The organism is Roseateles subflavus (genome assembly GCF_030285365.1).
Taxonomy (GTDB): domain Bacteria; phylum Pseudomonadota; class Gammaproteobacteria; order Burkholderiales; family Burkholderiaceae_C; genus Roseateles_B; species Roseateles_B subflavus.
This window is the reverse complement of sequence record NZ_JASVDS010000005.1, coordinates 135,207-161,873: the sequence shown is the minus strand read 5'-3', so window position 1 is coordinate 161,873 and position 26,667 is coordinate 135,207. Positions and strand designations below refer to the sequence as shown.

Annotated in this window: 23 protein-coding genes and 1 tRNA gene; 10 read left to right on the top strand and 14 right to left on the bottom strand. The window is 70.2% G+C overall.

Annotated features, from left to right (window positions below):
• Positions 1–62: 62 nt before the first annotated feature.
• Together QRD43_RS17495 and QRD43_RS17490 are read right to left on the bottom strand one after the other, a co-directional pair.
• Positions 63–416, bottom strand: a complete 354-nt coding sequence (locus QRD43_RS17495; RefSeq protein WP_285983790.1) for an RnfH family protein — start codon at positions 414–416, stop codon at positions 63–65.
• On the bottom strand, positions 403–858 hold the full coding sequence (locus QRD43_RS17490) for a type II toxin-antitoxin system RatA family toxin (RefSeq protein WP_285983789.1): 456 nt from the start codon (positions 856–858) through the stop codon (positions 403–405). The genes QRD43_RS17495 and QRD43_RS17490 overlap by 14 nt, the downstream gene beginning before the upstream one ends.
• A gap of 46 nt (positions 859–904) precedes the next feature.
• Here QRD43_RS17490 and smpB point away from each other — a divergent pair, with 46 nt between their 5' ends.
• Together smpB and QRD43_RS17480 are read left to right on the top strand one after the other, a co-directional pair.
• Positions 905–1,369 (top strand): SsrA-binding protein SmpB, encoded by a 465-nt coding sequence (gene smpB, locus QRD43_RS17485; RefSeq protein WP_285983788.1) that lies wholly within the window; start codon positions 905–907, stop codon positions 1,367–1,369.
• 66 nt (positions 1,370–1,435) lie between these two features.
• Positions 1,436–2,515, top strand: a complete 1,080-nt coding sequence (locus tag QRD43_RS17480; RefSeq protein WP_285983787.1) for an adenosine deaminase — start codon at positions 1,436–1,438, stop codon at positions 2,513–2,515.
• On the opposite strand, the gene QRD43_RS17475 is transcribed toward QRD43_RS17480, so the two are convergent.
• The 4 genes from QRD43_RS17475 to QRD43_RS17460 form a co-directional block, all read right to left on the bottom strand.
• A complete protein-coding gene (locus QRD43_RS17475) occupies positions 2,499–3,701 on the bottom strand; it encodes a PLP-dependent transferase (RefSeq protein WP_285983786.1) in 1,203 nt (400 codons plus the stop codon). The genes QRD43_RS17480 and QRD43_RS17475 overlap by 17 nt on opposite strands.
• Before the next feature lie 100 nt (positions 3,702–3,801).
• A complete protein-coding gene (gene rimO / locus QRD43_RS17470) occupies positions 3,802–5,202 on the bottom strand; it encodes a 30S ribosomal protein S12 methylthiotransferase RimO (protein ID WP_285983785.1) in 1,401 nt (466 codons plus the stop codon).
• Positions 5,203–5,277: 75 nt separating this feature from the next.
• Entirely contained in the window at positions 5,278–5,856 is a 579-nt protein-coding gene (gene phaR / locus QRD43_RS17465) for a polyhydroxyalkanoate synthesis repressor PhaR (RefSeq protein WP_285983784.1), read from the bottom strand.
• 87 nt (positions 5,857–5,943) lie between these two features.
• Entirely contained in the window at positions 5,944–6,642 is a 699-nt protein-coding gene (locus QRD43_RS17460; RefSeq protein ID WP_285983783.1) for a S1 family peptidase, read from the bottom strand.
• Positions 6,643–7,057: 415 nt separating this feature from the next.
• On the opposite strand from QRD43_RS17460, the gene QRD43_RS17455 reads away from it, so the two are divergent.
• Positions 7,058–10,159, top strand: a complete 3,102-nt coding sequence (locus QRD43_RS17455; RefSeq protein ID WP_285983782.1) for a beta-1,3-glucanase family protein — start codon at positions 7,058–7,060, stop codon at positions 10,157–10,159.
• Positions 10,160–10,260: 101 nt separating this feature from the next.
• Positions 10,261–10,791, top strand: a complete 531-nt coding sequence (locus tag QRD43_RS17450; protein WP_285983781.1) for a hypothetical protein — start codon at positions 10,261–10,263, stop codon at positions 10,789–10,791.
• Between the two features lie 51 nt (positions 10,792–10,842).
• Here QRD43_RS17450 and QRD43_RS17445 read toward each other — a convergent pair whose 3' ends face one another.
• The 4 genes from QRD43_RS17445 to QRD43_RS17430 all read right to left on the bottom strand — a co-directional run bounded on the left by QRD43_RS17445 (position 10,843) and on the right by QRD43_RS17430 (position 15,289).
• Entirely contained in the window at positions 10,843–11,733 is an 891-nt protein-coding gene (locus QRD43_RS17445) for an alpha/beta fold hydrolase (RefSeq protein ID WP_285983780.1), read from the bottom strand.
• A 249-nt stretch (positions 11,734–11,982) separates the two neighbouring features.
• Positions 11,983–12,059, bottom strand: a tRNA-Val gene (locus QRD43_RS17440).
• Positions 12,060–12,155: 96 nt separating this feature from the next.
• Positions 12,156–14,426, bottom strand: a complete 2,271-nt coding sequence (locus QRD43_RS17435; RefSeq protein ID WP_285983779.1) for a RelA/SpoT family protein — start codon at positions 14,424–14,426, stop codon at positions 12,156–12,158.
• Positions 14,423–15,289 carry an alpha/beta fold hydrolase gene (locus tag QRD43_RS17430; RefSeq protein ID WP_285983778.1) on the bottom strand — a complete coding sequence of 289 codons (867 nt, stop codon included), beginning with the start codon at positions 15,287–15,289 and terminating at the stop codon, positions 14,423–14,425. The genes QRD43_RS17435 and QRD43_RS17430 overlap by 4 nt, the downstream gene beginning before the upstream one ends.
• A 132-nt stretch (positions 15,290–15,421) precedes the next feature.
• On the opposite strand from QRD43_RS17430, the gene QRD43_RS17425 reads away from it, so the two are divergent.
• Entirely contained in the window at positions 15,422–16,192 is a 771-nt protein-coding gene (locus QRD43_RS17425) for a 3-hydroxybutyrate dehydrogenase (protein WP_285983777.1), read from the top strand.
• A 54-nt stretch (positions 16,193–16,246) separates the two neighbouring features.
• Here the strand turns inward: QRD43_RS17425 and QRD43_RS17420 are convergent, their stop codons facing one another.
• The gene (locus QRD43_RS17420) at positions 16,247–16,978 is read right to left on the bottom strand and encodes an SIMPL domain-containing protein (RefSeq protein ID WP_285983776.1); all 732 of its coding nucleotides are present in this window, start codon (positions 16,976–16,978) and stop codon (positions 16,247–16,249) included.
• A gap of 194 nt (positions 16,979–17,172) precedes the next feature.
• On the opposite strand from QRD43_RS17420, the gene ompR reads away from it, so the two are divergent.
• Positions 17,173–17,901 carry an osmolarity response regulator transcription factor OmpR gene (gene ompR / locus QRD43_RS17415; RefSeq protein ID WP_285983775.1) on the top strand — a complete coding sequence of 243 codons (729 nt, stop codon included), beginning with the start codon at positions 17,173–17,175 and terminating at the stop codon, positions 17,899–17,901.
• 74 nt (positions 17,902–17,975) lie between these two features.
• Positions 17,976–19,304, top strand: coding sequence for an ATP-binding protein (locus QRD43_RS17410; protein WP_285983774.1), 1,329 nt, complete (start codon positions 17,976–17,978; stop codon positions 19,302–19,304).
• Between the two features lie 78 nt (positions 19,305–19,382).
• On the opposite strand, the gene ispF is transcribed toward QRD43_RS17410, so the two are convergent.
• Both ispF and ispD read right to left on the bottom strand, forming a co-directional pair.
• Positions 19,383–19,904 (bottom strand): 2-C-methyl-D-erythritol 2,4-cyclodiphosphate synthase, encoded by a 522-nt coding sequence (gene ispF, locus QRD43_RS17405; protein WP_285983773.1) that lies wholly within the window; start codon positions 19,902–19,904, stop codon positions 19,383–19,385.
• A complete protein-coding gene (gene ispD / locus QRD43_RS17400; protein WP_285983772.1) occupies positions 19,904–20,614 on the bottom strand; it encodes a 2-C-methyl-D-erythritol 4-phosphate cytidylyltransferase in 711 nt (236 codons plus the stop codon). Before ispD ends, ispF begins: the two co-directional genes overlap by 1 nt.
• Before the next feature lie 179 nt (positions 20,615–20,793).
• On the opposite strand from ispD, the gene QRD43_RS17395 reads away from it, so the two are divergent.
• On the top strand, positions 20,794–22,110 hold the full coding sequence (locus tag QRD43_RS17395; protein WP_285983771.1) for an NTP/NDP exchange transporter: 1,317 nt from the start codon (positions 20,794–20,796) through the stop codon (positions 22,108–22,110).
• Between the two features lie 35 nt (positions 22,111–22,145).
• Complete coding sequence (locus QRD43_RS17390; protein ID WP_285983770.1) at positions 22,146–23,276, top strand: Rossmann-fold NAD(P)-binding domain-containing protein; 1,131 nt, start codon at positions 22,146–22,148, stop codon at positions 23,274–23,276.
• 123 nt (positions 23,277–23,399) lie between these two features.
• On the opposite strand, the gene clpB is transcribed toward QRD43_RS17390, so the two are convergent.
• On the bottom strand, positions 23,400–26,003 hold the full coding sequence (clpB, locus tag QRD43_RS17385) for an ATP-dependent chaperone ClpB (protein WP_285983769.1): 2,604 nt from the start codon (positions 26,001–26,003) through the stop codon (positions 23,400–23,402).
• Between the two features lie 106 nt (positions 26,004–26,109).
• On the opposite strand from clpB, the gene QRD43_RS17380 reads away from it, so the two are divergent.
• Positions 26,110–26,664: a DUF1993 family protein gene (locus QRD43_RS17380; protein WP_285983768.1), complete on the top strand. Its 555-nt coding sequence runs from the start codon at positions 26,110–26,112 to the stop codon at positions 26,662–26,664.
• The last annotated feature ends 3 nt before the right edge of the window (positions 26,665–26,667 follow it).

The following is a 26,667-nucleotide window of genomic DNA, read 5'->3' as shown; positions in this document are numbered from 1 at the left end:
CCCGCCCCCCCGCCAGCCGCCCCTTCCGGAAGACCCACGGCGCCCTTGGCGCCGTTGTCGTTTCAGGTGCCGGACTTGTTGCCCAGCGGCCGATGGCGCGAGACGATGCGCCGCCCTGTGGCCCGGTAGCGCTGGCGTCGCGCCTCCTTCGGATCCACCGTGAGCGGGCGGTAGACCTCCACGCGATCGCCCTCGCGCAGCACCGTCTCCAGCGCCTGCACGCGCCCCCAGACGCCGACCACCAATGCCCCCGCGGCCTCCAGCCCCGGGCGATCATCGGCAAAGCGCGGCGAGGCCGCCAGCGCCTGCGCCACCGAGCTGCCCGGCGTCAGCGTCAGGCGCTCGGCGCACACGCAGCCCGGTCGCGGGCTCCAGACCAGCTCGACGCGCACGGATCCAGCCTCAGCGGGGGCCATAGACCACCTCGGCGCGCTTCACGAATGAATCCACGAAGGTCGCGGCGATGCGATCGAACACCGGGCTCACCACCGCCTCGAGGGCTGTGCTGGAGAAGGCGTAGTGCAGCTCGAACTCCACCTTGCAGGCCTGCGGCGCCTGCCCCGGCGCGCTCGCCAGCGGGATGAAGGTCCAGTCGCCTTCGAGCACCGAGAACGGGCCGTCGACCAGGCGCATGGCCACGCGCTCGTGCCCATCGTGCGTGTTGCGCGTGGAGAAGGACTGCCGCACGCCGGCGATCGACAGGCCCACGCGCGCCGTCACGCCGTCCTCGTGCGTCTCCAGCACCTCGGCGCGGTCGCACCAGGGCAGGAACTCGGGGTAGCGCGGGATGGCCGTCACCAGGTCGTGCATTTCCTGGGGCGTGTACCAGAGCAGAACGGACTTCTTCACATGCTTCATACAATGACGGGATTGTATTGGCCGCCCGCGGCCCGAATGAGCCTCCATGTCCATCGCTGAAAACCGCCGCGCCCGATTCGAGTACCACATTGAAGAGCAGTACGAAGCCGGCATCGTGCTCGAGGGCTGGGAGGTCAAGGCCATCCGCGAGGGCCAGGTGCAACTGCCCGACGGCTATGTGCTGATCAAGGACGGCGAGCTCTTCCTCATCGGCTGCCGCATCAACCCGCTGCGCACGGCGTCCACCCACGTCAGCCCGCTGGCCGACCGCACCCGCAAGCTCCTGATGAAGAAGGAGCAGATCCGCCGCCTCATCGGCAAGGTGGAACAGCGCGGCTACACCATCGTCCCGCTGAACCTGCATTACAAGGACGGCCGCGTGAAGGTCGAGATCGCGCTGGCCAAGGGCAAGGCCCAGCACGACAAGCGCGAGACCGAGAAGAAGCGGGACTGGGAACGCGAGAAGGGCCGCCTGATGCGCCACAAGGTCGGCGGCCCCGCCAAGGACTGACGCCAACCGTCACACCCGGCGGCGGGCGTTGCGCCCATACTGTCCTCCTGCATCTGGGGGACCGCCATGAACGAACACCACCTCCGAGCCGACGCGCTGCTGGACCTGCTCCGGCGCGCCCCCAAGGCCGAGCTGCACCTGCACATCGAGGGCACGCTGGAGCCCGAGATGATGTTCGCGCTGGCCGCCCGCCATGGTATCCCCCTGCCCTGGCCTGACGTCGACACCCTGCGCCGAGCCTACGACTTCCAGGATCTCCAGAGCTTTCTCGACCTCTATTACGCCGGGGCCAGCGTGCTGCTGCAGGCGCGTGACTTCGAGGACCTGGCCTGGGCCTACTTCCAGCGCGCGCGGGCCGACGGCTGCGTGCGCTGCGAGATCTTCTTCGACCCGCAGACCCACACGGACCGTGGCGTGCCGCTGGCCTCCGTGATGCAGGGGCTCAACGCGGCCATCGCCCGCGCACGCCGCGAGCTGGGCCTGAGCGTCGGCCTCATCCCGTGCTTCCTGCGCCATCTCAGCGAGGAAGCCGCGCTGGACACGCTGGAGGCGCTCAAGCCCTGGCGGGACGATCTGCTCGGGGTGGGGCTGGACAGCAGCGAGCGAGACCACCCGCCCGAGCAGTTCGCCATGGCCTTCGCCGCCGCCGGCGCCCTGGGCCTGCACCGCGTGGCCCACGCGGGCGAGGAAGGGCCGCCGGCCTACATCTGGGACGCCCTGCGCAGCCTGCATGCCGAACGCGTCGACCACGGCGTGCGCTGCCTCGAGGATCCGGCGCTCGTCGCCCACCTGCGGGAGGCCGGTACGCCGCTGACCGTCTGCCCGCTCTCCAACGTGAAGCTGCGCGTGGTGCCGCGCCTGGAGGATCACGCCCTGCCGCAACTGCTCGCCGAGGGGCTCTGCGCCACGGTCAACGCGGACGATCCCGCCTATTTCGGCGGCTACCTGATGGACAACATCGAGGCCTGCACGCGCGCCCTGCCCCAGCTGGGCCTGCGCGAATGGCACCGCCTGCTGGACAACAGCCTCGCGGCCTCCTTCGCGCCGGACATCGACAGGATCGCCTGGCGCGCCCGTCTGGCCCGTGACTTCGCGGCGGCCGGCTTCGACCCGGGCGCCGCGCCGGACCTCAGCCCAGACGCCTGAGCGCCTGCGCCAGATCGGCCTGGAGGTCGTCGGCCGACTCCAGCCCGAGAGCGAAGCGCACGATGTGGCCCGCCGCATAGGGCAAGGCCAGCGAGCGGCTGCGGCTCATGTTGTAGGGCACGGCGAGGCTCATCGGGCCGGCCCAGGAGTAGCCGATGCCGAAGAGCTCGAGGGCATCGACGAAGGCATCCACCTGGGCCGCCGTGTACTGCGGCTGGAACACCGCGGAGAACAGGCAGGCCGCGCCCCCCCGGCTCAGCTCGCACCAGTGTGCATGCCCCGGCGAACCGGGCAGTGCCGGGTGCAGCACCTGCGCCACTTGCGGCTGCGCCTGCATCCAGCGGGCCAGCTGGCGCGTGCTGGCGTCCTGCGCGCGGTAGCGCAGCTCCAGCGTCGGCAGGCCGCGGAGCACGAGCTCGACATCGTTCTGCCCGAGACCGTAGCCCAGGTGCTCGTGGCAGTCATTGAGGCGATCGTGCAAGGCCTGCTCGCGGGTGTAGACCGCGCCCATCAGCACGTCGGCGCCCCCCGAGGGGTACTTGGTGAGCGCCTGCATGGAGATGTCCACGCCGAAGCCGGGCTCGCGGTCCGGCAGCAGGTCGAAGGGCTGGAAGGCCACGCCCGCGCCCCAGGTGTTGTCCAGCGCCGTGGTGATGCCGCGGGCCTTGCAGGCGCGGATCAGGCCGACGAGGTCGGGGAACTCCAGCGTGATGGAGCCCGCCGCCTCCAGCCACACCAGGCGCGTCTTCTCGCCCAGCATCGCCTCGAAGGCCGGCACGTCCAGCGGATCGTAGACGCGGTGCGAGATGCCCAGGCGCGGCAGGAAGCCCGTGCAGAGATGGCGGTTCTGGCCGTAGACGTTGTCCGGGATCAGCACCTCGTCGCCGGGCGACAGCAGGCCGAGGCTCACCAGCGTGACGGCCGAGAGGCCACTGGGCGTCAGCAGGCAGTGCTCGGCGCCCTCGAGCGTCGCCAGGCGCGCCGCGAGCGTGTAGGACGTCGGCGTGCCGTGCAGGCCGTAGCGGTAGCTCTGACCGTCGCGGGGGCGGTAGGTGTGCAGGTCCGCGGTGTCCTTGAACAGCACCGTCGAGGCCTTGAAGACCCCCACCGGCATGGCGGCCCAGCCTTCAGGCGGCTGGTAGGGATGGTGGATCTGCTCGGTGGCGATGGCGCGCTTGGGCTTCATGGGCGGGGTGCGAAGTAGCGGGCCCGCCCGGGACATGCCGGGCACCGGCCCTGGAAGACGGCGCCGGCCGGGGTGCCCCGGCGCGGCGCGGGAGCAGACCTCAGATGGGCAGGCCGATCAGGTCGTGGCCTTCGGCGGCCACGATGCGGGCGCGCGTGAACTCGCCCACCTTGAGCGTCTTGCTGGCCTTCTCGGGCGGCAGCAGGCGCACCGTGCCGTCGATCTCGGGCGCATCCGCATAGCTGCGACCCACGCCGCCCTTGCGGCCCAGGGCCGGGGCGGAATCGACCAGCACCTGCATCGTGGCGCCGATGCGGCTGCGCAGCTTGTCGATGGACACGGCCTCGGCCACCTCCATGAAGCGTGCCTGGCGCGCGTTGCGCACCTCGTCCGGCAGCGCGCCGGGCAGCTCGTTCGCCGAGGCGCCGGTCACGGGCGAATAGGCGAAGCAGCCGGCGCGGTCGATGCGCGCTTCCTTCATGAAGTCGAGCAGGTACTCGAACTCGGCCTCGGTCTCGCCGGGGAAGCCGGCGATGAAGGTCGAGCGGATGACGATGTCCGGGCAGACGGCGCGCCAGGCCTGGATGCGCTCCAGGTTCTTCTCGCCGTTGGCCGGGCGCTTCATGCGCTTGAGCACGTCCGGGTGGGCATGCTGCATGGGCACGTCGAGGTAGGGCAGGATCAGGCCTTCGGCCATCAGCGGCAGCACCTCGTCCACGTGCGGGTAGGGGTAGACGTAGTGCAGGCGCACCCAGGCGCCGTGCTGCTTCGCCAGCTCACCCAGCTGCGCGACGAGGTCGAACATGCGCGTCTTGACGGGCTTGCCGTCCCAGAAGCCGGTGCGGTACTTGACGTCCACGCCGTAGGCGCTGGTGTCCTGGCTGATGACCAGCAGCTCCTTGACGCCGGCCTCGAACAGCGCGCGGGCCTCGTTCAGCACGTCGCCGATCGGGCGCGAGACCAGGTCGCCGCGCATGCTGGGGATGATGCAGAAGGAGCAGCGGTGGTTGCAGCCCTCGCTGATCTTCAGGTAGGCGTAGTGCTTGGGCGTGAGCTTGATGCCCTGCGCCGGCACCAGGTCGATGAAGGGATCGTGGGGCTTGGGCACGTGCTGGTGCACGGCGTCCATCACTTCCTGCGTGGCGTGGGGGCCGGTGACGGCCAGCACGCTCGGGTGCACCTCGCGCACGAGGTTGTCGGTATTGGCACCGCTCTTGGCGCCCAGGCAGCCGGTGACGATCACCTTGCCGTTCTCGGCCAGGGCCTCGCCGATGGTGTCCAGGCTTTCCTTGACGGCGTCATCAATGAAGCCGCAGGTGTTGACGATCACCAGGTCCGCGCCGGCGAAGGTCTTGGAGGTGTCGTAGCCCTCGGCCCGCAGCTGGGTGAGGATGAGTTCGGAGTCGGTCAGGGCCTTGGGGCAGCCCAGGGACACAAAACCGATCTTGGGGGCGGGCGTGGCCGCGACGGCCTCTTGGCCCGTGGAGGTGGATGCGCTCATCCCGCGATTTTAGGCGGTGGCGCCCGGCGCGCGCGGTGCCGCCTGCCCGGCGGCCCGCAAAATGCCGCGAGGGCCCTACTTCTTGCCGCCAAAGCCGGGCATGCCCGGCATCCCCGGGAACATCGCCCCCGCCTGCTGCATCTGCTCCTGCATCTGGGTCAGGAGGTGCTTGCTCTGCTCCATGTAGCTGCCCATCAGGCCCTGCATGGCGGGGGACTGGCCGCTGAGGAACTGCGTCCAGAGCTCGGGGCTGAAGGGCATGCCCTTGCTCTGCTCGACGAAGCGGCCCTGCAGGTCGGTGAAGGTCTGCAGGTTCTTCTCGAGGTAGGCGCCCATGACGCCCTGCATGGCATGGCCGTAGAAGCGAATGATCTGCTCGAGGATCTGGGTCGAGAACATCGGCACGCCGCCGGTCTCCTCCTCCAGGATGATCTGCAGCAGGATGGAGCGGGTCAGCTCCTCACCGGTCTTGGCGTCCCGCACCTCGAAGCTCTGCCCCGCGAGGACCATGGCCTTGACGTCGGCCAGCGTGATGTAGCTGCTGGTCTGGGTGTCATACAGGCGACGGTTGGGGTACTTCTTGAGTACGCGCGGCCCGGCCTTGCCAGCCGGATCCTGGGTGGACGACGCCTTGCCTCGACGGGCAGTGACCATGGAGAACTCCTCGATAGCGAGCGAGGATTCTAGGAGCGCCCCCCGGCACCGTCCGGACGGGTTTTCCCCGGCGTCCGGCGACAGGGCTCAGGGGCGGGCGCCCCGCAGGAATTCCGCCACCACATCCGCGGGAATGGCATAGGTGATGCCGGTCGGCGCGCTGAGTGCCGACTCGCGCGTGCCCTTGATGAGCACCATGCTCACCACGCCCAGCACAAGGCCGCTGTCCGGGTCGAAGACCGGGCCGCCGCTGTTGCCGGGGTAGGCGGTCACGTCGAGCTGCATCACCGGGAAGTTGCCCTCCCGCAGCTGCCGGATCGCACGGGGCGTGAGCGCCTGCGCCACGGGCGGCGGGAGCACGACGTCCGTCATGGCGGCCAGCACCCCGCGATGGGTCACGGCCGTGTAGCCGACGGCGCCGGCCAGCGGAAAGCCCATCAGGGCGATGTCCATGCCCTCGCGCAGCTGCTCCACGCCCGCCAGGCGCAGCGGCCGCACGGGCGCGCCGTCGAGAGCCAGCAGCGCGAGGTCCCGGCTCGTGTCCTGCGCGAGGACCTGCGCCGTGCGCTGGCTCCACTTGCCCTTGCCCTCGGGCACCTGCACCGCGAGCCGGCGCCCCTCCACCAGCGAGGCACTGTCCGGGATCACGTGCGCGTTGGTCAGCACATGGCGCCCCTCCAGCACCCCGAAGCCCGTGCCGCGGAAGCCGAAACGCGGCGTGTCGGTCTCGGCATAGGTACCGATCATGACGACCGAGGGCTTGAGCTGCTGGACGGTCTCCGGCAAGGCCGCCTCCACCCACCCGGGCCAGCCCGAAGCACCCAACGCAAGCCCGGCACCGAGCCCGGCCAGCCACCGCCGGCGTGCGGCCGTGCCGGCGCCTGAATGTCGGTGCTGCGTCATGCGTCGTCCCTTCTGCGTTGCCCACTGATGGGGCCGCATCATCGCATCACCGGGCCCACCCCGTCCCCGTGAGCGCGGCACCCGGACACCAGGGCGTGCAGGTTCAGCTCGCAAAACGTGAAAGCGATTTCATCTTGATATGTTTTCATATATTTCGACGCCTCATCGGGTCATTACCGATCTATCAAAGAAAGCGCTTTCATTTCAGAATCCAGCCTGCAGTACAGAGCAAACACGAGCGCTGCCCAGGCGCCGGAGGGATCACCCCCCACAAGCCAAAAAGACTGGAGACAAGCCCATGATCCACCCCCTCCTCGGACTGATGCGGAGGCTGCTCTGCGCCGTCCTCGCCCTGTCCCTCGGGTTCCTGCCCACCCAAGCCGCTGCCGCCACCACGCCCTACACGGTCGGCGCGGAGCTCTCGGGCGGCATCGCCACCCTCTGGTTCAAATCCGATGCCGGCGCGAGCTGGGCCGACGCCCACTACCGCCTCGCCGGCGGCGCCCCGATGAATGTGCGCATGAGCTACAACAGCAGCGCAGCCCGCTTCGAGACGACGTTCCCGGCCAGCGCGGGCCAGTCGCTCGCGCACAGCTTCACCTACTTCACCGGGGGCGCCGCCTATGACACGGCGCCGGGCAGCCTCGTGCTGCCGGGCGGTGGAGGGGGCGGCAGGACGCCTCTCGCGCCGACCTTCTCCGTGCCGGCCGGCCCCTACGCCGCGCCGCTGAGCCTCACGATCAGCACCGGCACGAGCGGCGCCACCCTCCGCTACACCCTGGACGGCAGCACGCCCACGCCCAGCTCGACGGCCTACACCGCCCCGCTCTCGCTCACGACCAGCGCCACCGTCCAGGCCATCGCCGTGCTCAATGGCCTGAGCTCGCCCGTCAGCAGCGCCAGCTACACCCTCACCCCCGGCGGCGGCACCGGCTACACCCAGGGCGTGGACTACGCCGCGGGCGTGGCGACCTTCTGGTTCGCCCGGGACCTGGCCAGCACAGCCTGGGTCGACGTGCACTACGACGCCGGCAGCGGCCAGCAGAACGTCCGCAGCAGCTACAACAGCGGCGCGCAGCGCTTCGAGTTCAGGACCGCCCTCCCCGCCGGCGCCACGGTCAAGTACAGCTTCACCTGGTTCGCCAACGGCAGCGGCGCGGCCGACAGCCCGCTGTTCGTGCTCACCCTGGGCGGGGGCGGTGGTGGCACGGCCGCCGCGCCGACCTTCTCCATCCCCGGCGGCAGCTATGCCGGCCCGCAGCAGGTGAGCCTCGCCAGCAGCACGCCCGGCGCCGTGATCCGCTACACCCTCGACGGCAGTACCCCGACGAGCGCGTCGCCCGTGTACGCCGGCCCCATCGCCGTGAGCAGCAGCCTGACGATCAAAGCCTACGCCAGCGCCACCGGCATGACCGACTCCCCCGTTGCCAGCGCCAGCTACACCGTCAGCACCGGCAACGGCGGCTTCTCGCAGGGCGTGTCGGAGCTGGGGGCCACGGCCACGGTCTGGTTCAAGCCCGCGGCGGCCCAGCGCTTCGTGATCCTGCACTACCAGGTCGGGACCGGGGCCCAGATCAATCCGCCGATGGCCTACAACCCGACGCTCGCCCGCTACGAGACCGTGGTGAGCGGCCTCGGCACCGGCCAGCGCCTGACGTACAGCTTCACCTACGCCCCGGTGTCGACCGCCCAGACCGACACGCCGGTCTACAGCTACGTCATGGGCACCGGCAATGGCATCCCGAAACCCAGCTTCAGCCCGGCCGGCGGCAGCTTCAGCGGGCCGGTCAGCGTGAGCCTCTCGACCCTGGCCGCCGGGGGCGTGATCCGCTACACGACCGATGGCTCGGCCCCGAACGCGCTGTCGCCGCAGTACACCGGCCCGATCACCGTCACGACGGCCCAGACGCTCAACGCCCTCAGCGAACTGAGCGACGGCAGCCAGTCCGGCATCGCCAGCAGCACCTACGTGGTCGCGACGCCCGGCGGGCAGGTCGCGGCGCCCGTGTTCTCGCATGCGGCCGGCAGCTACGGCTCGCCGATTCAGCTGACCCTGGCCACCAGCACCACCGGCGCCACCGTGCGCTTCACGACGGACGGCAGCACACCCGGCGCGAGCTCCGAGGCCTACGGCGGCCCGCTCCCGCTGACCGCGGCGGCGACGGTGCGTGCCATCGCGCTCAAGCCCGGCATGACGCCCTCCAGCATCAGCCAGGCGAGCTACCGCATCGGCACCGGCACGGGCGAGACCTGGGACGGCCTGACCACCTTCCGCATGGTCAACGCCACGCGCGGCAAGTTCAGCGATGCGCAGGTCTACTGGGCCATCATCGGCAAGGACTGGCACACGGGCCAGTTCGTCCATGTGAATGCCCAGGGCCAGCTCGTGCCCATGAGCCTCGGCGACAACGGCGCGCTGATGAAGAACGGCCTGCCCTACAGCAACTACTTCTTCACCCTCGCGCAGCAGCAGTCGGTGACCATCCCGCCGATCAACTCGGCACGCATCCTCTTCAGCGTGGGCAGCCCGATGTACATCTGGGTCAACGCCGACGCCAACGGCCGCATCGCCTATGCCGGCGCCAACATCGAGAACCCGCCCGATCCGAACATCGACGTCACCTTCGACTTCGGGGAGTTCGCCATCCTGCCGCCCGGCAGCCAGCCGCAGGGCCTCTTCGTCAACACGACGCGGGTGGACCAGTTCGGCTTCCCGCTGCAGCTCACGGTGACCGGCCTGGACGGCTTCACGCAGACCGTCGGCGAGTCCCTCACCGAGACGCGCGAGGAGCTCTTCGCCAAGTTCATCAATGACATGCCGCCGGCCTTCCACGGCCTCGCCCAGGCCCCGCATGCCCCCTACCGCATCATGGCGCCGGCCCACGCCACCTTCCAGCCCGGCCAGGCCCAGGAGCACTACCTGGACGACTACATCAGCGCCGTCTGGACCCAGTACGCCCAGCAGGACCTGGTGCTCGACCTGCGCAACGGCTGGGGCACGTTCCGCGGCCGGGTGAGCGGCAACGTGATGCGCTTCACCGATGCCAGCGGCGGCGTGTACTTCATCAACGGCAAGCCCAGCACGGCGATGGTGATGCTTGGCAACGGCCTGCTCGACGACACGAGTGGCGGCCCCACGAACGCCGGCAAGCAGCTGCAGTTGCAGGCCCAGCTGTGCGCCGCGCTGAACCGGCGCGTCGCGCACCTGCCCTTCGCCAGCTGGTGGGACCCGGCCGCGCACTACCCGGCGGGTCAGGCGGCCAACCACTTCGCGCGCTTCTGGCACGAGCACAGCCTGAACGCCCTCGCCTATGGCTTTGCCTATGACGACGTCGGCGCGCGCAGCCCGTCCGTCCACACGCCGTCGCCCCGGACGGTCACGTACACGATCGGATGGTGAGCACCGCACTGCGGCGGGGGCACCCCCGCGGGCTGCCGGTGGGCCGGCGCGGACGCGCTCTCGGACGCGCTCTCGGGCGCTCGATCGGCGCGGTCCTGGGCGTGAGCCTGCTCGCGCTGGGCGCGTGGTGGCAGGGCATGGCGGCCGGGACGCCGGAGGTGCCCGCGCCCGCGCCGGCGGTGGCCCACACGGTTGCCTCGGCGCCCGCCACGGCAGCCCGGCCGGCCCCGGCGATGGCCCCGTCGATGGAAGCGCTCCCCGCGGCCGACCTCGTCCGCGTCCTCGCCTTGCAGCAGGACCGGCACGGACGTTGGCTGGCCCGACTGCAGGTGGGGAACGGCGCCCCGCGGCTGGCGCAGGTCGGCGACGGGCTCGCGCGCGGCGTGCGGGTGGAGCGCATCACCGCGGACGGCGTCACCGTTCGGCGGGGTGCGCAGCTGGAGCAGCTGCCTGCCGAGGGTCGCGTGGCGCGCCGGGAGGCGCCGCCCGAGCCGCTGCCGGCGCTGCGCACGACGGTGATCGCCCTGCCACCCGGCCAGCAGGCGCCGAGCCGCGATGCGGTCGAGCGTGCCATCGGGCGTGCCCTGGAGCGGGCCGCCCCTCGGCCCGTCGGCGAGTCCACCGGGCGCTGACGGCGCACGCGCGGCACCGGGAAGACCCCGGGGGCCCACGGCCCCCGTTCTTCATGCGCCGTCGACGCTCCGCAGGAAGTCCAGGAGCGCCGCCGCCGTCTCGTCCGGGTACTGGTCCACGAAGAAGTGCCCGCCCGGCAGCGAGGCTGTCCGCACGTCCCGGCAGCGCTTGCGCCATTCCGCCGGGATGTCGAAATGCTGGTTCATCACGCCGGCCGCGCCGAAGAAGACGAGCGTCGGGCATGTCACCCTCGTGGCGGCATCCGACTGGTCCAGCGCCAGGTCCACCGTGGCCGCCGCCCGATAGTCCGAGCAGGAGCCGTGGATCATGGCCGGATCGCGCCAGGACTGCCGGTAGTCGGCCAGCTGTACGGGATCGAAGTCGCTCAGCCGCGTCTTGCCCCAGCCCAGCAGGCAGGTCTCGTAGAAGAAGTCGGGGTCCGCCTGGATCAGCCGCTCCGGGAAGGGCTCGGGCTGCTGCAGGAAGTACCAGTGCCAGTAGGTTGCCGACAGCCGATGGTTCGTGTCCATGAACATGGTCAGCGTGGGCACGATGTCCATGACCGTGAGCGAGCGCACGGCCGTGGGATGGTCCAGCGCCAGGCGATGCGCCGTGCGCCCGCCGCGGTCGTGGCCGACCACATGGAACGACGCGAAGCCCAGCTGCTGCATCAGGCTCACCTGGTCCTGCGCGAAGGCCCGGAACGAGTAGTTCGAATGGTCCGGCAGACAGCGCGGCTTTGACGACCGCCCATAACCCCGCAGATCCGCGGCGACCACCGTGAAGTGCCGGGCCAGCTGCGGCGCGACCCGGGCCCACATGGCCCGCGTCTGCGGAAACCCGTGCAGCAGCAGCACGGGCGGCCCGGACCCGCCGACGTGATACGCGATGTCGACATCGCCCACGCGGGCCTGGGCGGACGTGAATCCGGGGAAGTCCATGGGCGGCTCCTGCTCGTCTGGCGGACCCGGCTGCCGAGGAGCAGCCGTGTGCAGCGATGGTAGCCGGGCAAGGGCGGCCTCTCATGGCAGTGCCGCAGCACAGCAGCGCGGCCTCATGGAAGCGCGGCAGCGCCGCAGCGCGGGACCTCTGCCCTGCACCCTCCGGACCCGCCAAGAAAAAAGCCCGGCAACCTATGCAGTTACCGGGCTTTTTAGGGCTCCTTGCTTTGCAGCAAGGCCTACCAAATTTGGTAGGCGCGATTGGATTCGAACCAACGACCCCCACCATGTCAAGGTGGTGCTCTAACCAACTGAGCTACGCGCCTGAAGAGCTTCGCACTATAGCATGGATTTTTCGGTGTTGTCCAGTTTCTGGAAATTTTCTTCAAAAAGATGCGAGGCGGGCGATGGGCGGCCAGGGCTCAGCGGCGGCGCGCGCTGCGCACGCCGCTCACCTGCGTCACGGCCTGCAGGACCTTGGCGAGGCGGCCGGAGTCGCTCACCTCCACGGTCAGGCTGATCCAGCTGTTGGAACCCTTGCTCTGCTTGCTGGGCTGCAGGCTCATGGCGGTGACGTTGAGCTTCTCCTTGGCGAAGACCTCCAGCACGTCGCGCAGCAGGTGCTGGCGCTCCAGGGCGTCGATGATGACGTCCACCGGATAGGCCAGGCTCTGCCCCGCCTTGCCGGACTGCTCGCCCCAGGTGACGGCGATGACACGCTCGGGCGCGCGCTGGGCCATCTCGCGGAAATTGCTGCAGTCGCAGCGGTGGATGGCCACACCCTTGCCGCGGGTGACGTAGCCGCTGATCTCGTCCGGCGGTGCCGGGCGGCAGCAGCGGGCCAGGTTGGTCAGCAGTGAATCGACCCCCACGACCAGCACACCGCCCTGCCCCGCGCCCTTGCTGCCGGCCTTGGTGCGGCGCAGGGCGAGCTGCTCGTCGCTCTCGGGCTGCTGTTCCTGAGGACGCAGCAGCAGCTCGATGTTGCGCAGGGAGTATTCGTCCTTGCCCACCACCTCGAACAGCGCATCGGCATTCTTGAAGCCCAGGCGCGAGGCCAGGTCCTCCAGCTTGATGGCGGTGCGGCCCTCGCGCTGCAGCAGCTTCTCGACCAGCTCGCGACCCTTGGCCACGGTCTGCGCCTGCGCCTGCGCATTGAACCAGGCACGGACCTTGGCACGGCTGCGCTGGCTCTGCAGATAGCCCAGCTCGGCATTGAGCCAGTCCAGCGAAGGCCCGCCGCCTTCCTTGAGCGCGCTGATCTCGATGGTCTGGCCGCTCTGCAGCGGGGTGTTCAGCGGCACCATCTGGCCATCGACCTTGGCCCCGCGGCAGCGGTGGCCGAGGTCGGTGTGCACGGCGTAGGCGAAGTCCACGGGCGTCGAGCCCGCGCTCAGCTCCACCACGGCCGACTGCGGCGTGAAGACGTAGATGCGGTCGTCGAAGACGCCCGTCGCCTCGTTGCTGACGTAGTCCCGCTCCCAGGCCAGCAGCTGGCGCAACACCGCCTTGCGGGCCTGTGCGACCTGCTCCTCGAAGTCCCCCGCGGCCGCCACGCCGGCATAGCCCTTGGTGCCGGCCTCCTTGTAGGCCCAGTGCGCCGCCACGCCATGCTCGGCGTGCTCGTGCATGGCACGGGTGCGGATCTGCACCTCCATGGCCTTGTCGTCCGCGCCGCGCACCACGGTGTGCAGCGACTGGTAGCCATTGGGCTTGGGCTTGGCGATGTAGTCGTCGAACTCGCCCGCCACGGGCTGGTACTTCTCGTGCAGGTGGCTCAGCACGGCGTAGCAGTCCGCCACGTCCTTGACGATCACGCGCAGGGCGCGCAGGTCGAAGACGCGCTCGAGGCTGAGACTCTTGCCCTGCATCTTCTTCCAGATGCTGTAGAGGTGCTTGGGACGGCCCTGCACCTCGGCCTCGATGCCCAGGGCGCGCAGCTCCTGCACCAGGCCCACGCGCGCGAACTCGACATTGACCTCGCGCTCCAGCCGCTTCTCGTCCAGGCTCCTGGCGATGGCCTTGTAGGTCTCGGGCTCGAGGAAGCGGAAGGACAGGTCTTCCAGCTCCCACTTGATCTGCCAGATGCCCAGGCGGTTGGCCAGGGGCGCGAAGACCTGCAGCGACTCCGTCGCCAGCGCCTGCGGGCACGGCTTCTTGCTGGCGGCGTAGAAGCGCAGCGTCTGCAGGCGCGAGGCCAGGCGCAGCAGCACCACGCGCAGATCGCGCGAGAAGGCCAGCAGCATCTTGCGCACGCGCTCCGTCTGCTGCTGGCGTTGCTCTTCCTCGACCAGCGCCTCGCGCGCCGCACGCTGGATCTGCACCAGCTTGCGCGTGTGCGTCACCAGGCTGGCGTAGCTCTCGCCGAAGGCCTTGGTGACGATCTCCTCGGGCTTGTTGAGGAAGTCGCCCGCATAGACGAGATAGGCCGCCGCCTGCATCGCGGGCGCGGCGCCGACGCCCGCCAGCAGGGCCGCCACGCCATCGGCATGGGCGAGCGCATCCTCGCCGGTGTCCAGGGGCTGGCCGCGCAGCAGCGGCTCGGCAAAGGCCCGGGCCCGGGCCACGGGCAGCAGCGGCGGCGCATCGGTGTGCGGATCGACGCCGGGCAGCGCGGTCGGCAGGTCGGCGTCGGCCAGCGCGACGATGGGCGCAGCGTGCTCGGCGGCGTGAGAAGTGACTCCGGTCTTCATGCGCGCTTCAGGAACTCCTCGACCACGGCGATCTGCGCCGCGTCGCTGAACATGGGGGCATGCCCCGTGCCGGGGATCTCGACCAGCTCGGCGCGCGGGCCGCGCTGCGTCATGGCCTCGGCGGTGGCGCGGGAGAGCAGGTCGGACTCGGCACCGCGGATGAGCAGCGTCGGCATGCGCAGGCTGTCATAGCCCGCCCACAGCATCTGCTCGGCCGCCCGGGCGATCTCCGGCGTCACGGCCGCCACCGCCTGCGCAATGGCCGGGTCGTAGTGCAGCTTGAGCTGATCGCCCTCGGGACGGAACATGGGGCGGCTCAGGGCGAGCCAGTCTTCGTCGCTGAAGGTGCCGAAGCCCGCCGAGATGGTGCGCAGATAGGCGGCACCCTCCTCCACCGTGCGGAAGCGCAGCGGCTGGCCGAGGTAGCTGCCGATGCGCTGCAGCGCCGCGGGCTCGATGCTCGGGCCGACGTCGTTCAGCACCAGACGGCGGATGGGGGTGCCGGGCAGCGAAGCCAGGCCCAGGCCGATCAGCCCGCCCATGGACGTGCCGACCCAGTCCACCTGCTCCACATCCAGCCGGGCAATGAGCGTGACCATGTCGGCCACATAGGTGGGGATCTGGTAGGCGGCGGGATTCCTGAGCCAGTCGCTGCGGCCGCGGCCGACGACATCCGGGCAGATCACGCGCCAGTCGCGGCTCAGGTGGCGGGCCAGGCGGTCGAAGTCACGGCCCTGGCGGGCCAGGCCGTGCGCGCAGACCAGCACGCGCGGGTTGTCCCGGGCGCCCCATTCCCAGTACGCCATGCGGTGCAGGCCGGTGGCGCTGAGGCAGCGCAGGGTATTCAGCAGCGGTTCAGACATTGTTTGTATCCTCGCGAGGAGCACGGGGCCGTCCCGCAGTCCACCAGCCCTTGTCGGGCCCTGGCAGGCATTCTGCACCGGCTTGCAGGCCCCTCCATCGAAAGCCCAAGCAGACCCAAGAAAGGAATTCACATGTTGAAAGGCAAGACCGCCCTGGTGACCGGTTCCACGAGCGGCATCGGTCTGGGCATGGCCCTGGCCCTGGCCCGCGAGGGCGTGAACATCGTGCTGAACGGCTTCGGGGACGCCGAGGGCCCGCAGGCCGAGGTGGCCGCGCTGGGCGTGAAGGCGGGCTACCACGGCGCCGACATGAGCCGGCCGGACGACATCGCCGCGCTGATGGCCTATGCCGAGCGCGAGTTCGGTGGCATCGACATCCTGGTGAACAACGCCGGCATCCAGCACGTGGCGCCGGTGCAGGACTTCCCCGCCGAGCGCTGGGACGCGATCATCGCCATCAACCTCAGCTCGGCCTTCCACACCACGCGCCTGGCGCTGCCGGGCATGCTGGCCAAGGGCTGGGGGCGGATCATCAACGTGGCCTCGGTCCACGGCCTGGTGGCCTCGGCCCAGAAGTCGGCCTATGTGGCGGCCAAGCACGGGCTGGTGGGATTCACCAAGGCCGTGGCGCTGGAGACGGCCACGAGCCCCGTGACCGTCAATGCCATCTGCCCCGGCTGGGTGCTGACGCCGCTGGTGCAGAAGCAGGTCGACGCGCGCGCCGCCGCCGACGGCGTGGACAACGCGGAGGCCAAGCGCCGCCTGCTGGCCGAGAAGCAGCCCTCGCTGCAGTTCACGACGCCCGAGCAGCTGGGCGCACTGGCGGTGTTCCTGTGCTCGGAGGCCGCGTCCAATGTGCGTGGCCAGGCCTGGAGCCTGGACGGCGGCTGGACCGCCCAGTAAGCCGGAGCGAACGCGTCCAGGGGGCCGCCAGCGGCTGCGGGCGCCCCCCGTGGCTCAGCGCTTCATCACGACGGAGCCGTTCACGTTGACGGCCACCGTCGCCTTGCCGGCCTCGACGGGCAGCGCCTCGTCCATCGGTGCGGCCGCGGCCTTCATGCGCAGCACGGGCGCCGCCATGGGCATGGGCGCGGCGTCCTGCGTGTTGACGCTGACCTCGCCGATGTCATAGGCGCTGAAGCCGAACTGCTTCGCGTACTCCGCGGCCCGGGCCTTGAACTGGGCGATGGCCTGCGCCACCACCGCGTTCTCCTGCTGCTCGCGGGCCTCCTTGGACAGGCTGTAGCCCACCCGCGCAATGCTCATGGTGCCGATGCGGCCGGTGAGCTCCGAAATGGCGCCGATGTTCTTGCCCTCGACCATCAGCTCGGCCGAGCCCTGCCAGCCGTTGATGTAGGTCTGGCCATTCTTGCTGCCGTAGCGCGGGTACATGGAGAAGTTGCCCGTCTGCACCTCGACCTGGCCCGGCTTGGCGATCTTCTTCGCCTCGGCCAGCGCCGCGTCCAGGGCCTGCTTGAGGGCCAGCTGGACCGCGGCGGCGTTGTTGCCGTCCTTGGTGGTGGAGAAGACCACGCCGAGCGTGTCGCGCGGGACCTCCACACTGGCCGTGGCGGACAGGTTCAGCCGGTCCCGGGGCAGCGGGCTCGCGGCCTGCTGGGCGGCCGCCGGCAGTGCGGCCGCGGCCAGGACGAGACCGGCCCAGCCGGCGCGTTGCAGTCGATTCTTCATGCATTCCTCCTTGCAGACAGTGCAGCCCCGACCATAGCAGCACGGGGCCCGCGACCCCACAACGGACGGCGCCGCCGGGCCGTTGGCAGCGCCAGGCCGAGGTTGTTACCAAACCGTAACGACTGTTGAATCGGTTGCGATTCATGGGGCGAACAGGCCCACAATGGCGCTGTTACATTTTCCCGGAGTCCCTCATGAGCACCAGCAACCGCGCCAACCGCATCCTCGTCGTCGATGACGATGCCCGCATCCGCGACCTGCTGCGTCGCTACCTGACGCAGGAGGGCTTCGAGGTGCTGCTCGCGGAAGACAGCAAGGCGCTGAACAAGCAGCTGACCCGCGAGACGGTGGACCTCATCGTGCTGGACCTGATGATGCCCGGCGAGGACGGCCTGTCCATCTGCCGCCGCCTGCGCGCCGCCAACGACAGCACGCCCATCATCATGCTCACCGCCAAGGTCGAGGAAGTGGACCGCATCGTGGGCCTGGAGGTGGGCGCCGACGACTACCTGGCCAAGCCCTTCAACCCGCGCGAGCTGCTCGCCCGCATCAACGCCGTGCTGCGCCGCCGCCCGGCCATGGAGGCGCCCGGCGCGCCGTCCAAGGAGCCGATGACGGTCAGCTTCGGGCCCTTCGAGTTCGACCTGGCCCTGCGCCGCCTGTCCAAGAACGGCGAGCCCCTGCCCCTGACCACGGGCGAGTTCTCCATGCTCAAGGCCCTCGTGCGCCACCCCCGTCAGCCGCTCTCGCGTGACAAGCTCGCGCAGCTGGCCCGCGGCCGCGAGTTCGAGCCCTTCGACCGCAGCCTGGACGTCCAGATCTCGCGCCTGCGCAAGCTGCTGGAGTCCGACCCGGCCCAGCCCCGCTACATCCAGACGGTCTGGGGCGTGGGCTACGTCTTCGTGCCTGACGAGAACAGCTGATCCCCTCTCCCGCCGACGCCGGCCCGCCGAGGCCGCCGTCGCCCGACGCTGCCCGCCGGACACGCCGAGCGCCCATGCCGCAACCGCCCAAGATCCTCGCCTTCAATCTGTTCTGGCGCACCTTCGCACTGCTGGCCGCGCTGCTGGCCGGCGCGGTGTTCGCCTGGCAGCTGACCTTCCGGGCGCTGGACGCCGAACCCCGCGCCCTGGAATCCGCGCACCAGCTGGCGGGCCTGGTGAACCTCTGCCGCTCGGCCATGGCCGCGACGGATGGCGTCAACCGCGTGGCGATGATCAAGTCGCTGACCTACACGCGGGACATCCAGGTCGAGGTCGCCGAGGCCACGGACCAGTGGGTGGACTACGGCAACAGCAGCTTCACCCGCCAGCTCGTCCAGGCCCTGCAGCAGCGCCTGGGCGCCGACACCGTGGTGGCCGGCAGCCTCAACGGGGACGCCGGGCTGTGGGTGCGCTTCAGCATCGAGACCGAGCACTACTGGCTGCGCACCAATCCCGAGCCCATGTCCGCGAAGCTCACCGCCAACTGGTGGTGGCTGCTGATCGCGCTGCTGGTGACCATCCTCGGCTCGGCCCTCATCGCGCGGCTGATCAACCACCCGCTGCGCGAGCTGGCCACGGCCGCCGGCCGCATCCGCGAGGGCGAGTACGACTCCCGCCTCGACGAGAGCACGCTCACCAGCGAGATCCGCGAAGTCAACATGGGCTTCAACCGCATGGCGCGGGACCTCGCCAAGATGGAAGAGGACCGCAGCGTGATGCTGGCCGGCATCTCCCATGACCTGCGCACCCCGCTGGCGCGCCTGCGGCTCGAGGCCGAGATGAGCGTCACCGACGAGCTGGCCCGCCAGTACATGGCGCAGGACATCGACCAGCTCGACGCCATCATCAACAAGTTCATGGACTACGCCCGCCCCAGCGAGCTGGCCCTGCACCCCATCAAGCTGCGCGACGTGGCCGAGCGCGAGGCCCAGGGCTTCCGCGACCCCTCGCAGATCCGCATCCAGAACAACGTGCCGGCGGACATCAAGGTCTGGGCGGACGAGGTCGAGCTGGGCCGCATCTTCCTGAACATCATGGAGAACGCCCGCCGCTACGGCCACCTGCCGGACCTGCCCACGCTGATGCTGGTGACGGCCAAGGTGCAGGGCGCGGAGGTGCTGATCACGCTGCGCGACCACGGGCCCGGCGTGCCGCAGGACAAGCTCGACAAGCTCACCACGCCCTTCTTCCGCGGCGACGCCGCCCGCACGGCGGCCACCGGCGCGGGCCTGGGCCTCGCCATCGTCGAGAAGTCGGTGCAGCGCCAGGGCGGCAAGCTCTCCATGCGCAACGCGGACGACGGCGGCCTCGTCACGCAGATCCGGCTGCGCAGGGCGCAGTAAGGCGCAGCAATGCCCCCGGGGCGCGGGCCGCGGGGCCCTGCCCGTCGGCCTCACCGCCAGGACATCAGCCGGCACGCATCAGCCGGCACGCATCAGCAGGCACACCGCCCGCGTCTCGATGGCGCGGCCTTCACCGACCGGGCCCATCTTCTCCGCCGTCTTGGCCTTCACGTTCAGGCGCTCCACGGGCAGGTCCAGCACCTGCGCGAGGCGCTCGCGCATGGGCACGATGTGCGGCGCCATCTTGGGCGCCTGCGCGACGATGGTCGTGTCGATGTTGACGAGGGCCCAGCCGGCCTCGCGCACCCGGCGGTGCGCCTCGGCCAGCAGCACCATGGAATCGGCGTTCTTGAACTCGACCGCGGTGTCGGGGAAGAGCTTGCCGATGTCGCCCAGCGCCGCGGCGCCCAGCAGCGCGTCCGTGATGGCGTGAGCCAGGGCGTCGGCGTCGGAGTGGCCGAGCAGGCCGTGGGTGTGCGGGATGGTCACGCCGCCGAGGATCAGCGGGCGTCCCGTGACGAGCTGGTGGGTGTCCCAGCCTTCGCCGATGCGCAGGTCCAGCGGTGAGAAGGCGGTCGTGGAGGGGGCGGCAGCAGTCATCAACGGGTCCTCAGCAGGCGTTCGGCCAGCTCGAAATCGGCCGGGTAGGTCACTTTGAAATTCTCCAGGGGCGCCGGCACGAGTCGCGGCTGATGGCCGAGGGCCTCGACGGCGCTGGCCTCGTCCGTGGCGGCATCGCCCACGTGGCGCAGCGCGGGCTGCAGCAGGCCCAGGCGGAACATCTGCGGCGTCTGCGCGGCCCACTTGCCACGGCGGTCCACCGTGGCGTGCACGCGGCCCTCGCGCTCGTCCTTGAGCGTGTCGGCCACCGGCAGGGCCAGGAGGCCGCCGACCTCGTCGTCCGCACAGGCGGCCATCAGCGCCAGCACCCACGCGGGGCGCAGCAGGCAGCGCGCGGCATCGTGCACCAGCACCCAGTCCTGCGGCTGCGCGCCGCGCGCCTGCAGCTCGAGCAGGCCGTTGGCGACGCTCTCGGCCCGGCTCGCACCGCCGCAGCGGGCGACCCAGGCGCGCTCGCCCGTGAAGCCAGGCACGGCCTGCTCGAACTGATCGTCTTCGGGCGAGAGCACGACGAGCGTGGCGTCCAGGCCCGGCACGGCCTGCAGGGCCGCAAGGGTGTGCGCCATCAGCGCACGGCCCGCCAGGGGCACGTACTGCTTGGGCTGAGTCGCGCCGGAGCGGCTGCCCACGCCGGCCGCAGGCACCAGGGCGAAGCAACGGGGCTGCACGCCCACGGTGAAGGAATCCATGGGTGGATTGTAGGAAGAGCCGCGACCCTTCCCACGCCGGGCACCTCGGTCACAGAATGGGTCCCACGGTGTAAACACTGAGAACAAATGGCATCAGAACGGCGGCATGACTTCAAGACAAGCCGCCGTCGCGGTTCTTCAATGGCGGCACTCGCTCCTCACCGCCCCCGACCTTCGCCATGACGACCTCCCGCCCCTTCCTGCAGCGCCTGGTGCTCGTGCGCCCCGGCGAAGGCCGCGCGCTGCTGTGGGCCGCGGCCTACTTCTTCTTCCTGCTGCTGAGCTACTACCTGCTGCGGCCGGTGCGCGAGGCCATGGGCATCGCCAAGGGCGCGGACAAGCTGCCCTGGCTGATGAGCCTCACGCTGCTCGTGATGCTGGTGGCCAACCCGCTCTACGCGCGCCTCGTCTCGCGCTGGCCGCGCCGCCGTTTCATCCCGGCCGTGTCGCATTTCTTCGCGGCGAACCTGCTCGTCTTCGTCGGCCTCATGACGGCCTGGCCCGGCGCCGTGTGGCTCGGCTATGCCTTCTATGTCTGGCTGAGCGTGTTCAACCTCTTCGTCGTCTCCGTGTTCTGGAGCCTGATGAGCGATGTGTTCCGCGAAGAGCAGGGCCGGCGCCTCTTCGGCCTCATCTCGATGGGCGGCACGCTGGGCGCCGTCGCGGGTGCCGCACTCACCGACGCCCTGAGCCGCGGCAGCTGGGGCGTGCAGCTCGGCCCGGCGGCCCTGATGGGGCTCTCAGTGCTGGCGCTGGAACTGGCCGTGGCCTGCATGGGCGCCTTGCGCCGGCACTTCGGCGTCTCCGAGCAGGCGCAGCCCGAGCGCGAGCCCGGCCCCTCGGCGCTGGAAGGCTGGCGCGCCATCGCCGGCTCGCGCTATCTGCAGGCGCTGTGCGGCTACATGCTGCTGTACGCCCTCACCTCGACCTTCCTCTACCTCAGCCAGGGCGAGATCGTGGCCCACAGCTTCGCCAGCGGCGCCGAGCGCACCGCCGCCTTTGCCCGGCTGGACCTGTGGGTGAACGTGCTGACACTGGCGACCCAGCTCTTCCTCACCGGGCGCCTGCTGCGCTGGCTCGGCGTGAGCGGCGTGCTGCTCGTGCTGCCCACCCTCACGCTGGCCGGCTTCGGCGCGCTCGCCCTGTGGCCCACCTTCGCCGTGCTGGCCGCCGTGCAGGTCCTGCGCCGCGGCCTGCACTACGCCGTCGACCGGCCGGCGCGCGAGCTGCTCTACATCCCGCTGGGCCCCGAGGAGCGCTACAAGTCCAAGCCCTTCATCGACACCTTCGTCTACCGCGTCGGCGATGTGCTGGGCGTCTGGGCGCCCACGCTCATGAGCCTGCTGGCGCTGCCGGTCAGTGCCGCCGCGCTCGGCTTCGCCGGCCTGTGGCTCTGGAACGGGCACGGCCTGGGCCGGCTCGTGAGCCGACGGGCGGCCGCACCGGAGCCGCCACCGCCGACCGCTTCATCCACGGTCTCCCACGTCCGGTCCTGAACACCTCCCCTCTCCTGACCTGCAAAGGAAGTCCCATGAGTCCCACGAAGCCCTCCCGACGTCACCTGATGCAATGGACCGCCGGCCTCGGCGCGATGAGCCTGATGCCACTGGCGCAGGCAGCCGGCGAAGCCCCGGCCAAGCCCGCGCCCAAGCGCATCCTCGTGCTGGGCGGCACGGGCTTCCTCGGCCCGGCCATCGTCGAGGCGGCCCGCGCACGCGGCCACACGCTGACGCTCTTCAACCGCGGCAAGACCCGGCCGGGCCTCTTCCCTGACGTCGAGAAGCGCCAGGGCGACCGCGACCCGCTCAAGGGCGAGGGTCTGAAGTCCCTCGAGACGGGCGAATGGGACGCCGTGATCGACGACTCCGGCTACTACCCCCGCATCGTCGGCGCCTCGGCGCAGCTGCTGGCGCCGCGCGTCAAGCAGTACCTCTACATCTCCAGCATCAGCGCCTACAAGGAGCCCGTGCCGGTGGGCGGCAACGAGGACACGCCGCTGGCCGTGCTCGCCGATCCCAAGGTGGAGACCATGGGCGCGCGCTTCGAGAACTACGGCGGGCTCAAGGCCGCCTGCGAGGCCGCCGCGGCCCAGGCCCTGCCCGGCCGCTGCACGGTGATCCGCCCCGGCTTCATCGTCGGCCCGGACGATCCCACCGGCCGCTTCACCTACTGGCCCGTGCGCTTCGACAAGGGCGGCGAGATCGCCGTGCCCGGCGCGCCCACCGACCCGCTGCAGCTCATCGACGTGCGAGACCTCGCCGCCTGGCTGGTCCACCTCGTCGAGCAGGGCACCATCGGCACCTTCAATGCCCTGGGCCCGGCCGAGCCCATGACCTGGGGCCGCGTGGTCGAGGCCTGCCGCCAGGTGGCCGGCACGCCGGGCACCGTCACCTGGATCCCGGGCGAGTTCATGGCCAAGCAGGAAGACCTCGACTTCCCCATCTGGGCGCCCTACGTGGGCGACACCAAGGGCTTCCACACCTGGAGCACCCAGCGATCGGTGAAGGCCGGGCTGAAGTTCCGCCCCGTGGAGCAGACCGTGGCCGACACGCTCGCCTGGTACAAGACCCAGCTCAAGGAAGAGAAGGGCCGCGTGAAGCTGGCCTTCAGCCCCGAGCAGGAGGCCACGGTCCTGCAGCGCTGGAAGCAGGCCAAGGGCTGATCGCCCAGGCCATGAGAAAGGGCGTGACCCTCGCGGGTTCACGCCCTTTTTTGCGCGCTCTTCACGCGCCTGTCAGGCCCTCTTGCCGGGCACCCGCGCGGGTGCCCTGGGCCATGACCGCGCTCAGTGCACGACGCGCCCGAAGCTGAACTCCCCGTCCTGGACCTGCACCGGGATCACGTCCTTGGGACCGAAGCGGCCCTGCAGGATGAGCTTCGAGAGCGGGTTCTCGATGCGCTGCTGGATCGCGCGCTTGAGCGGCCGCGCCCCGAAGACCGGATCGAAGCCCACCTTGGCCAGCTCGGCCAGGGCGTCCTCGCTGACGTCCAGCTTCATGTCCAGCTTCGCGAGGCGCTCCTCCAGCTGGCGCAGCTGGATCCTCGCGATGGACTGGATGTGCTGGGCATCCAGCGCATGGAAGATCACCGTCTCGTCGATGCGGTTCAGGAACTCCGGGCGGAAGTGCTGCTTGACCTCGCCCCACACCGCGTCGCGGATCACCTCCTCGTCCTGCCCGGCCAGCGCCATGATGTGCTGCGAGCCGAGGTTGGAGGTCATCACGATGACGCAGTTCTTGAAGTCCACGGTGCGGCCCTGGCCGTCGGTCAGGCGGCCGTCGTCCAGCACCTGCAGCAGCACGTTGAAGACGTCCGGGTGGGCCTTCTCGACCTCGTCCAGCAGCAGCACGCTGTAGGGCTTGCGGCGCACGGCCTCGGTCAGGTAGCCGCCCTCGTCGTAGCCCACGTAGCCGGGGGGCGCGCCGATGAGGCGGCTCACGGAGTGCTTCTCCATGAACTCGCTCATGTCGATGCGGACCATGTGGTCTTCGCTGTCGAACAGGAAGCCCGCCAGCGCCTTGCACAGCTCGGTCTTGCCCACGCCCGTGGGACCCAGGAAGAGGAAGGAGCCCAGCGGCCGGTTCGGATCGGACAGGCCGGCGCGCGAGCGGCGGATGGCGTCGGCCACCGCGGTGATGGCCTCGTCCTGGCCCACCACGCGCTGGTGCAGCTTGTCTTCCATCTGCAGCAGCTTGTCGCGCTCGCCCTGCATCAGCTTGGACACCGGGATGCCCGTGGCGCGCGAGACCACCTCGGCGATCTCCTCGGCGCCCACCATCGTGCGCAGCAGCTGGGGCGCAGCGCCCTGCTTCGCCTTGCCGGCCTTGTCGCTCTCCTTGGCCTGCGCCTCCTTCAGGCGCGTCTCCAGCTCCGGCAGCTTGCCGTACTGCAGCTCGGCCACCTTGTTGAAGTCGCCCTTGCGCTTGAGCTCCTCGATCTGGAACTTGATGCGGTCGATCTCCTCCTTGACCTGCGCCGAGCCCTGGGCCGTGGCCTTCTCGGACTTCCAGATCTCCTCGAGGTCCGCGTACTCGCGCTGCAGCTTCTCGATCTCGTCCTCGATCAGCTCGAAGCGCTTCTGCGAGGCCTCGTCCTTCTCCTTGCGCACGGCCTCGCGCTCGATCTTCAGCTGGATCAGGCGGCGGTCGAGCCGGTCCATGGCCTCGGGCTTGGAGTCGATCTCGATCTTGATCTTGGCGGCGGCCTCGTCGATGAGGTCGATGGCCTTGTCCGGCAGGAAGCGGTCGGTGATGTAGCGGTGCGAGAGCTCGGCCGCGGCCACGATGGCCGGGTCGGTGATCTCGACGCCATGGTGGACCTCGTACTTCTCCTGCAGGCCGCGCAGGATGGCGATGGTGGCCTCCACGGTCGGCTCGTCCACCAGCACCTTCTGGAAGCGGCGCTCCAGGGCGGCGTCCTTCTCGACGTACTTGCGGTACTCGTCCAGCGTGGTCGCGCCGATGCAGTGCAGCTCGCCGCGGGCCAGGGCCGGCTTGAGCATGTTGCCGGCGTCGATCGCGCCCTCGGCCTTGCCCGCGCCGACCATGGTGTGGATCTCGTCGATGAAGAGGATGATGCGGCCTTCGTCCGCCGCCACTTCCTTCAGCACGGACTTCAGGCGCTCCTCGAACTCGCCGCGGTACTTGGCCCCGGCCAGCAGCCCGGCCATGTCCAGCACCAGCACGCGCTTGTCCTTGAGCGACTCCGGCACCTCGCCGTTCACGATGCGCTGGGCCAGGCCCTCGACGATGGCGGTCTTGCCCACGCCGGGCTCGCCGATGAGCACGGGGTTGTTCTTGGAGCGACGCTGCAGCACCTGGATGGCGCGGCGGATCTCGTCGTCGCGGCCGATCACCGGGTCCAGCTTGCCCAGGCGGGCGCGCTCGGTGAGGTCCAGGGTGTACTTCTTCAGGGACTCCCGATTGCCCTCGGACTCCTGCGAGTCCACCTTCTGCCCGCCGCGCACCGCCTCGATGGCCGTCTCCAGGCCCTTGCGGGTGAGGCCGTGGCCGCGCACGATGCCGGCGAGGTCACTCTTGGCGTCGGCCAGGGCCAGCAGGAACATCTCGCTGGCGATGAATTGATCTCCGCGCTTGGAGGCCTCCTTCTCGGCCGCCTGCAGCAGGCTCACGAGGTCGCGGCTGGGCTGGACCTGCTGGCCCTCGCCCTGCACCTGCGGCAGGCCGTTCACGATGCTGTCCAGCGCCGTCTTCAGCGCCGGCAGACGAACGCCGGCACGCTCCAGCAGGGCGCGCGGGCCCTCCTCCTGGGCCAGCATGGCCTGCAGCAGGTGGGCGGGTTCGATGTAGGGGTTGTCGCGCGTGACGGCGCCGCTCTGGGCCTCGGCCAGGGCTTCCTGGAAACGCGTGGTGAACTTGTCGACTCGCATGGCTTGATCCTCCGTTGTCGTGCAAGTGGGCGCCGGGCGTCGCATTTCAAGGGCCTGAACCTCGACCGGCCGCCGACTCGCGCCCGTCCGGGTCAGAATGCGGCGCATGTCACAGCCGACCGCCACCCCCGTCTGCACCGTCGCCGCCGAGCCGCCGGGCGCCCTGCAGCTCAGCACCGTGCCCACGCTCCAACGCTACCTCCGCCAGCTCGACGGCCTGCTTGATCTGGCTCAATCACACTGCCGGCGTGGGCCGGCGGACGAGGCCCCGCTGCTGGCCACCCGCCTCGCGCCGGACATGCTCCCGCTGCACACGCAGGTCCTGATCTGCGGCAACTTCGTGCCGCGCCTGCACGCCGTGCTGCGTGGCACCGAGGTGCAGTACCCGGCCTGGCCGCAGGACCTGGCCGGCCTGCGATCCCAGGTGGCGGCGCTCCTGCGCCAGGTCGAGGGCTGGACGCCGCAGGACTTCGCGGCGCCGGAGCGCCCGGTCGAGGGCGACGCGGGCCAGGCCTGGCTGCGGATGCCGCTGCGCGCATGGATCCACGAGTTCGCCCTGCCGAACTTCTTCTTCCACCTGAGTGCCGTCTACCTGCTGCTGCGCCAGCAGGGCCTGCCACTGGGCAAGGCGCAGTTCGACGGCCTGCACCGCTACGGCTGAGCG

Coding starts and splice junctions, on each gene's coding strand:
- QRD43_RS17495 (WP_285983790.1), bottom strand. CDS start 416: ATGGCCCCCGCTGAGGCTGGATCCGTGCGCGTCGAGCTGGTCTGGAGC.
- QRD43_RS17490 (WP_285983789.1), bottom strand. CDS start 858: ATGAAGCATGTGAAGAAGTCCGTTCTGCTCTGGTACACGCCCCAGGAA.
- smpB (WP_285983788.1), top strand. CDS start 905: ATGTCCATCGCTGAAAACCGCCGCGCCCGATTCGAGTACCACATTGAA.
- QRD43_RS17480 (WP_285983787.1), top strand. CDS start 1,436: ATGAACGAACACCACCTCCGAGCCGACGCGCTGCTGGACCTGCTCCGG.
- QRD43_RS17475 (WP_285983786.1), bottom strand. CDS start 3,701: ATGAAGCCCAAGCGCGCCATCGCCACCGAGCAGATCCACCATCCCTAC.
- rimO (WP_285983785.1), bottom strand. CDS start 5,202: ATGAGCGCATCCACCTCCACGGGCCAAGAGGCCGTCGCGGCCACGCCC.
- phaR (WP_285983784.1), bottom strand. CDS start 5,856: ATGGTCACTGCCCGTCGAGGCAAGGCGTCGTCCACCCAGGATCCGGCT.
- QRD43_RS17455 (WP_285983782.1), top strand. CDS start 7,058: ATGATCCACCCCCTCCTCGGACTGATGCGGAGGCTGCTCTGCGCCGTC.
- QRD43_RS17445 (WP_285983780.1), bottom strand. CDS start 11,733: ATGGACTTCCCCGGATTCACGTCCGCCCAGGCCCGCGTGGGCGATGTC.
- QRD43_RS17435 (WP_285983779.1), bottom strand. CDS start 14,426: ATGAAGACCGGAGTCACTTCTCACGCCGCCGAGCACGCTGCGCCCATC.
- QRD43_RS17430 (WP_285983778.1), bottom strand. CDS start 15,289: ATGTCTGAACCGCTGCTGAATACCCTGCGCTGCCTCAGCGCCACCGGC.
- QRD43_RS17425 (WP_285983777.1), top strand. CDS start 15,422: ATGTTGAAAGGCAAGACCGCCCTGGTGACCGGTTCCACGAGCGGCATC.
- QRD43_RS17420 (WP_285983776.1), bottom strand. CDS start 16,978: ATGAAGAATCGACTGCAACGCGCCGGCTGGGCCGGTCTCGTCCTGGCC.
- ompR (WP_285983775.1), top strand. CDS start 17,173: ATGAGCACCAGCAACCGCGCCAACCGCATCCTCGTCGTCGATGACGAT.
- QRD43_RS17410 (WP_285983774.1), top strand. CDS start 17,976: ATGCCGCAACCGCCCAAGATCCTCGCCTTCAATCTGTTCTGGCGCACC.
- ispF (WP_285983773.1), bottom strand. CDS start 19,904: ATGACTGCTGCCGCCCCCTCCACGACCGCCTTCTCACCGCTGGACCTG.
- ispD (WP_285983772.1), bottom strand. CDS start 20,614: ATGGATTCCTTCACCGTGGGCGTGCAGCCCCGTTGCTTCGCCCTGGTG.
- QRD43_RS17395 (WP_285983771.1), top strand. CDS start 20,794: ATGACGACCTCCCGCCCCTTCCTGCAGCGCCTGGTGCTCGTGCGCCCC.
- QRD43_RS17390 (WP_285983770.1), top strand. CDS start 22,146: ATGAGTCCCACGAAGCCCTCCCGACGTCACCTGATGCAATGGACCGCC.
- clpB (WP_285983769.1), bottom strand. CDS start 26,003: ATGCGAGTCGACAAGTTCACCACGCGTTTCCAGGAAGCCCTGGCCGAG.
- QRD43_RS17380 (WP_285983768.1), top strand. CDS start 26,110: ATGTCACAGCCGACCGCCACCCCCGTCTGCACCGTCGCCGCCGAGCCG.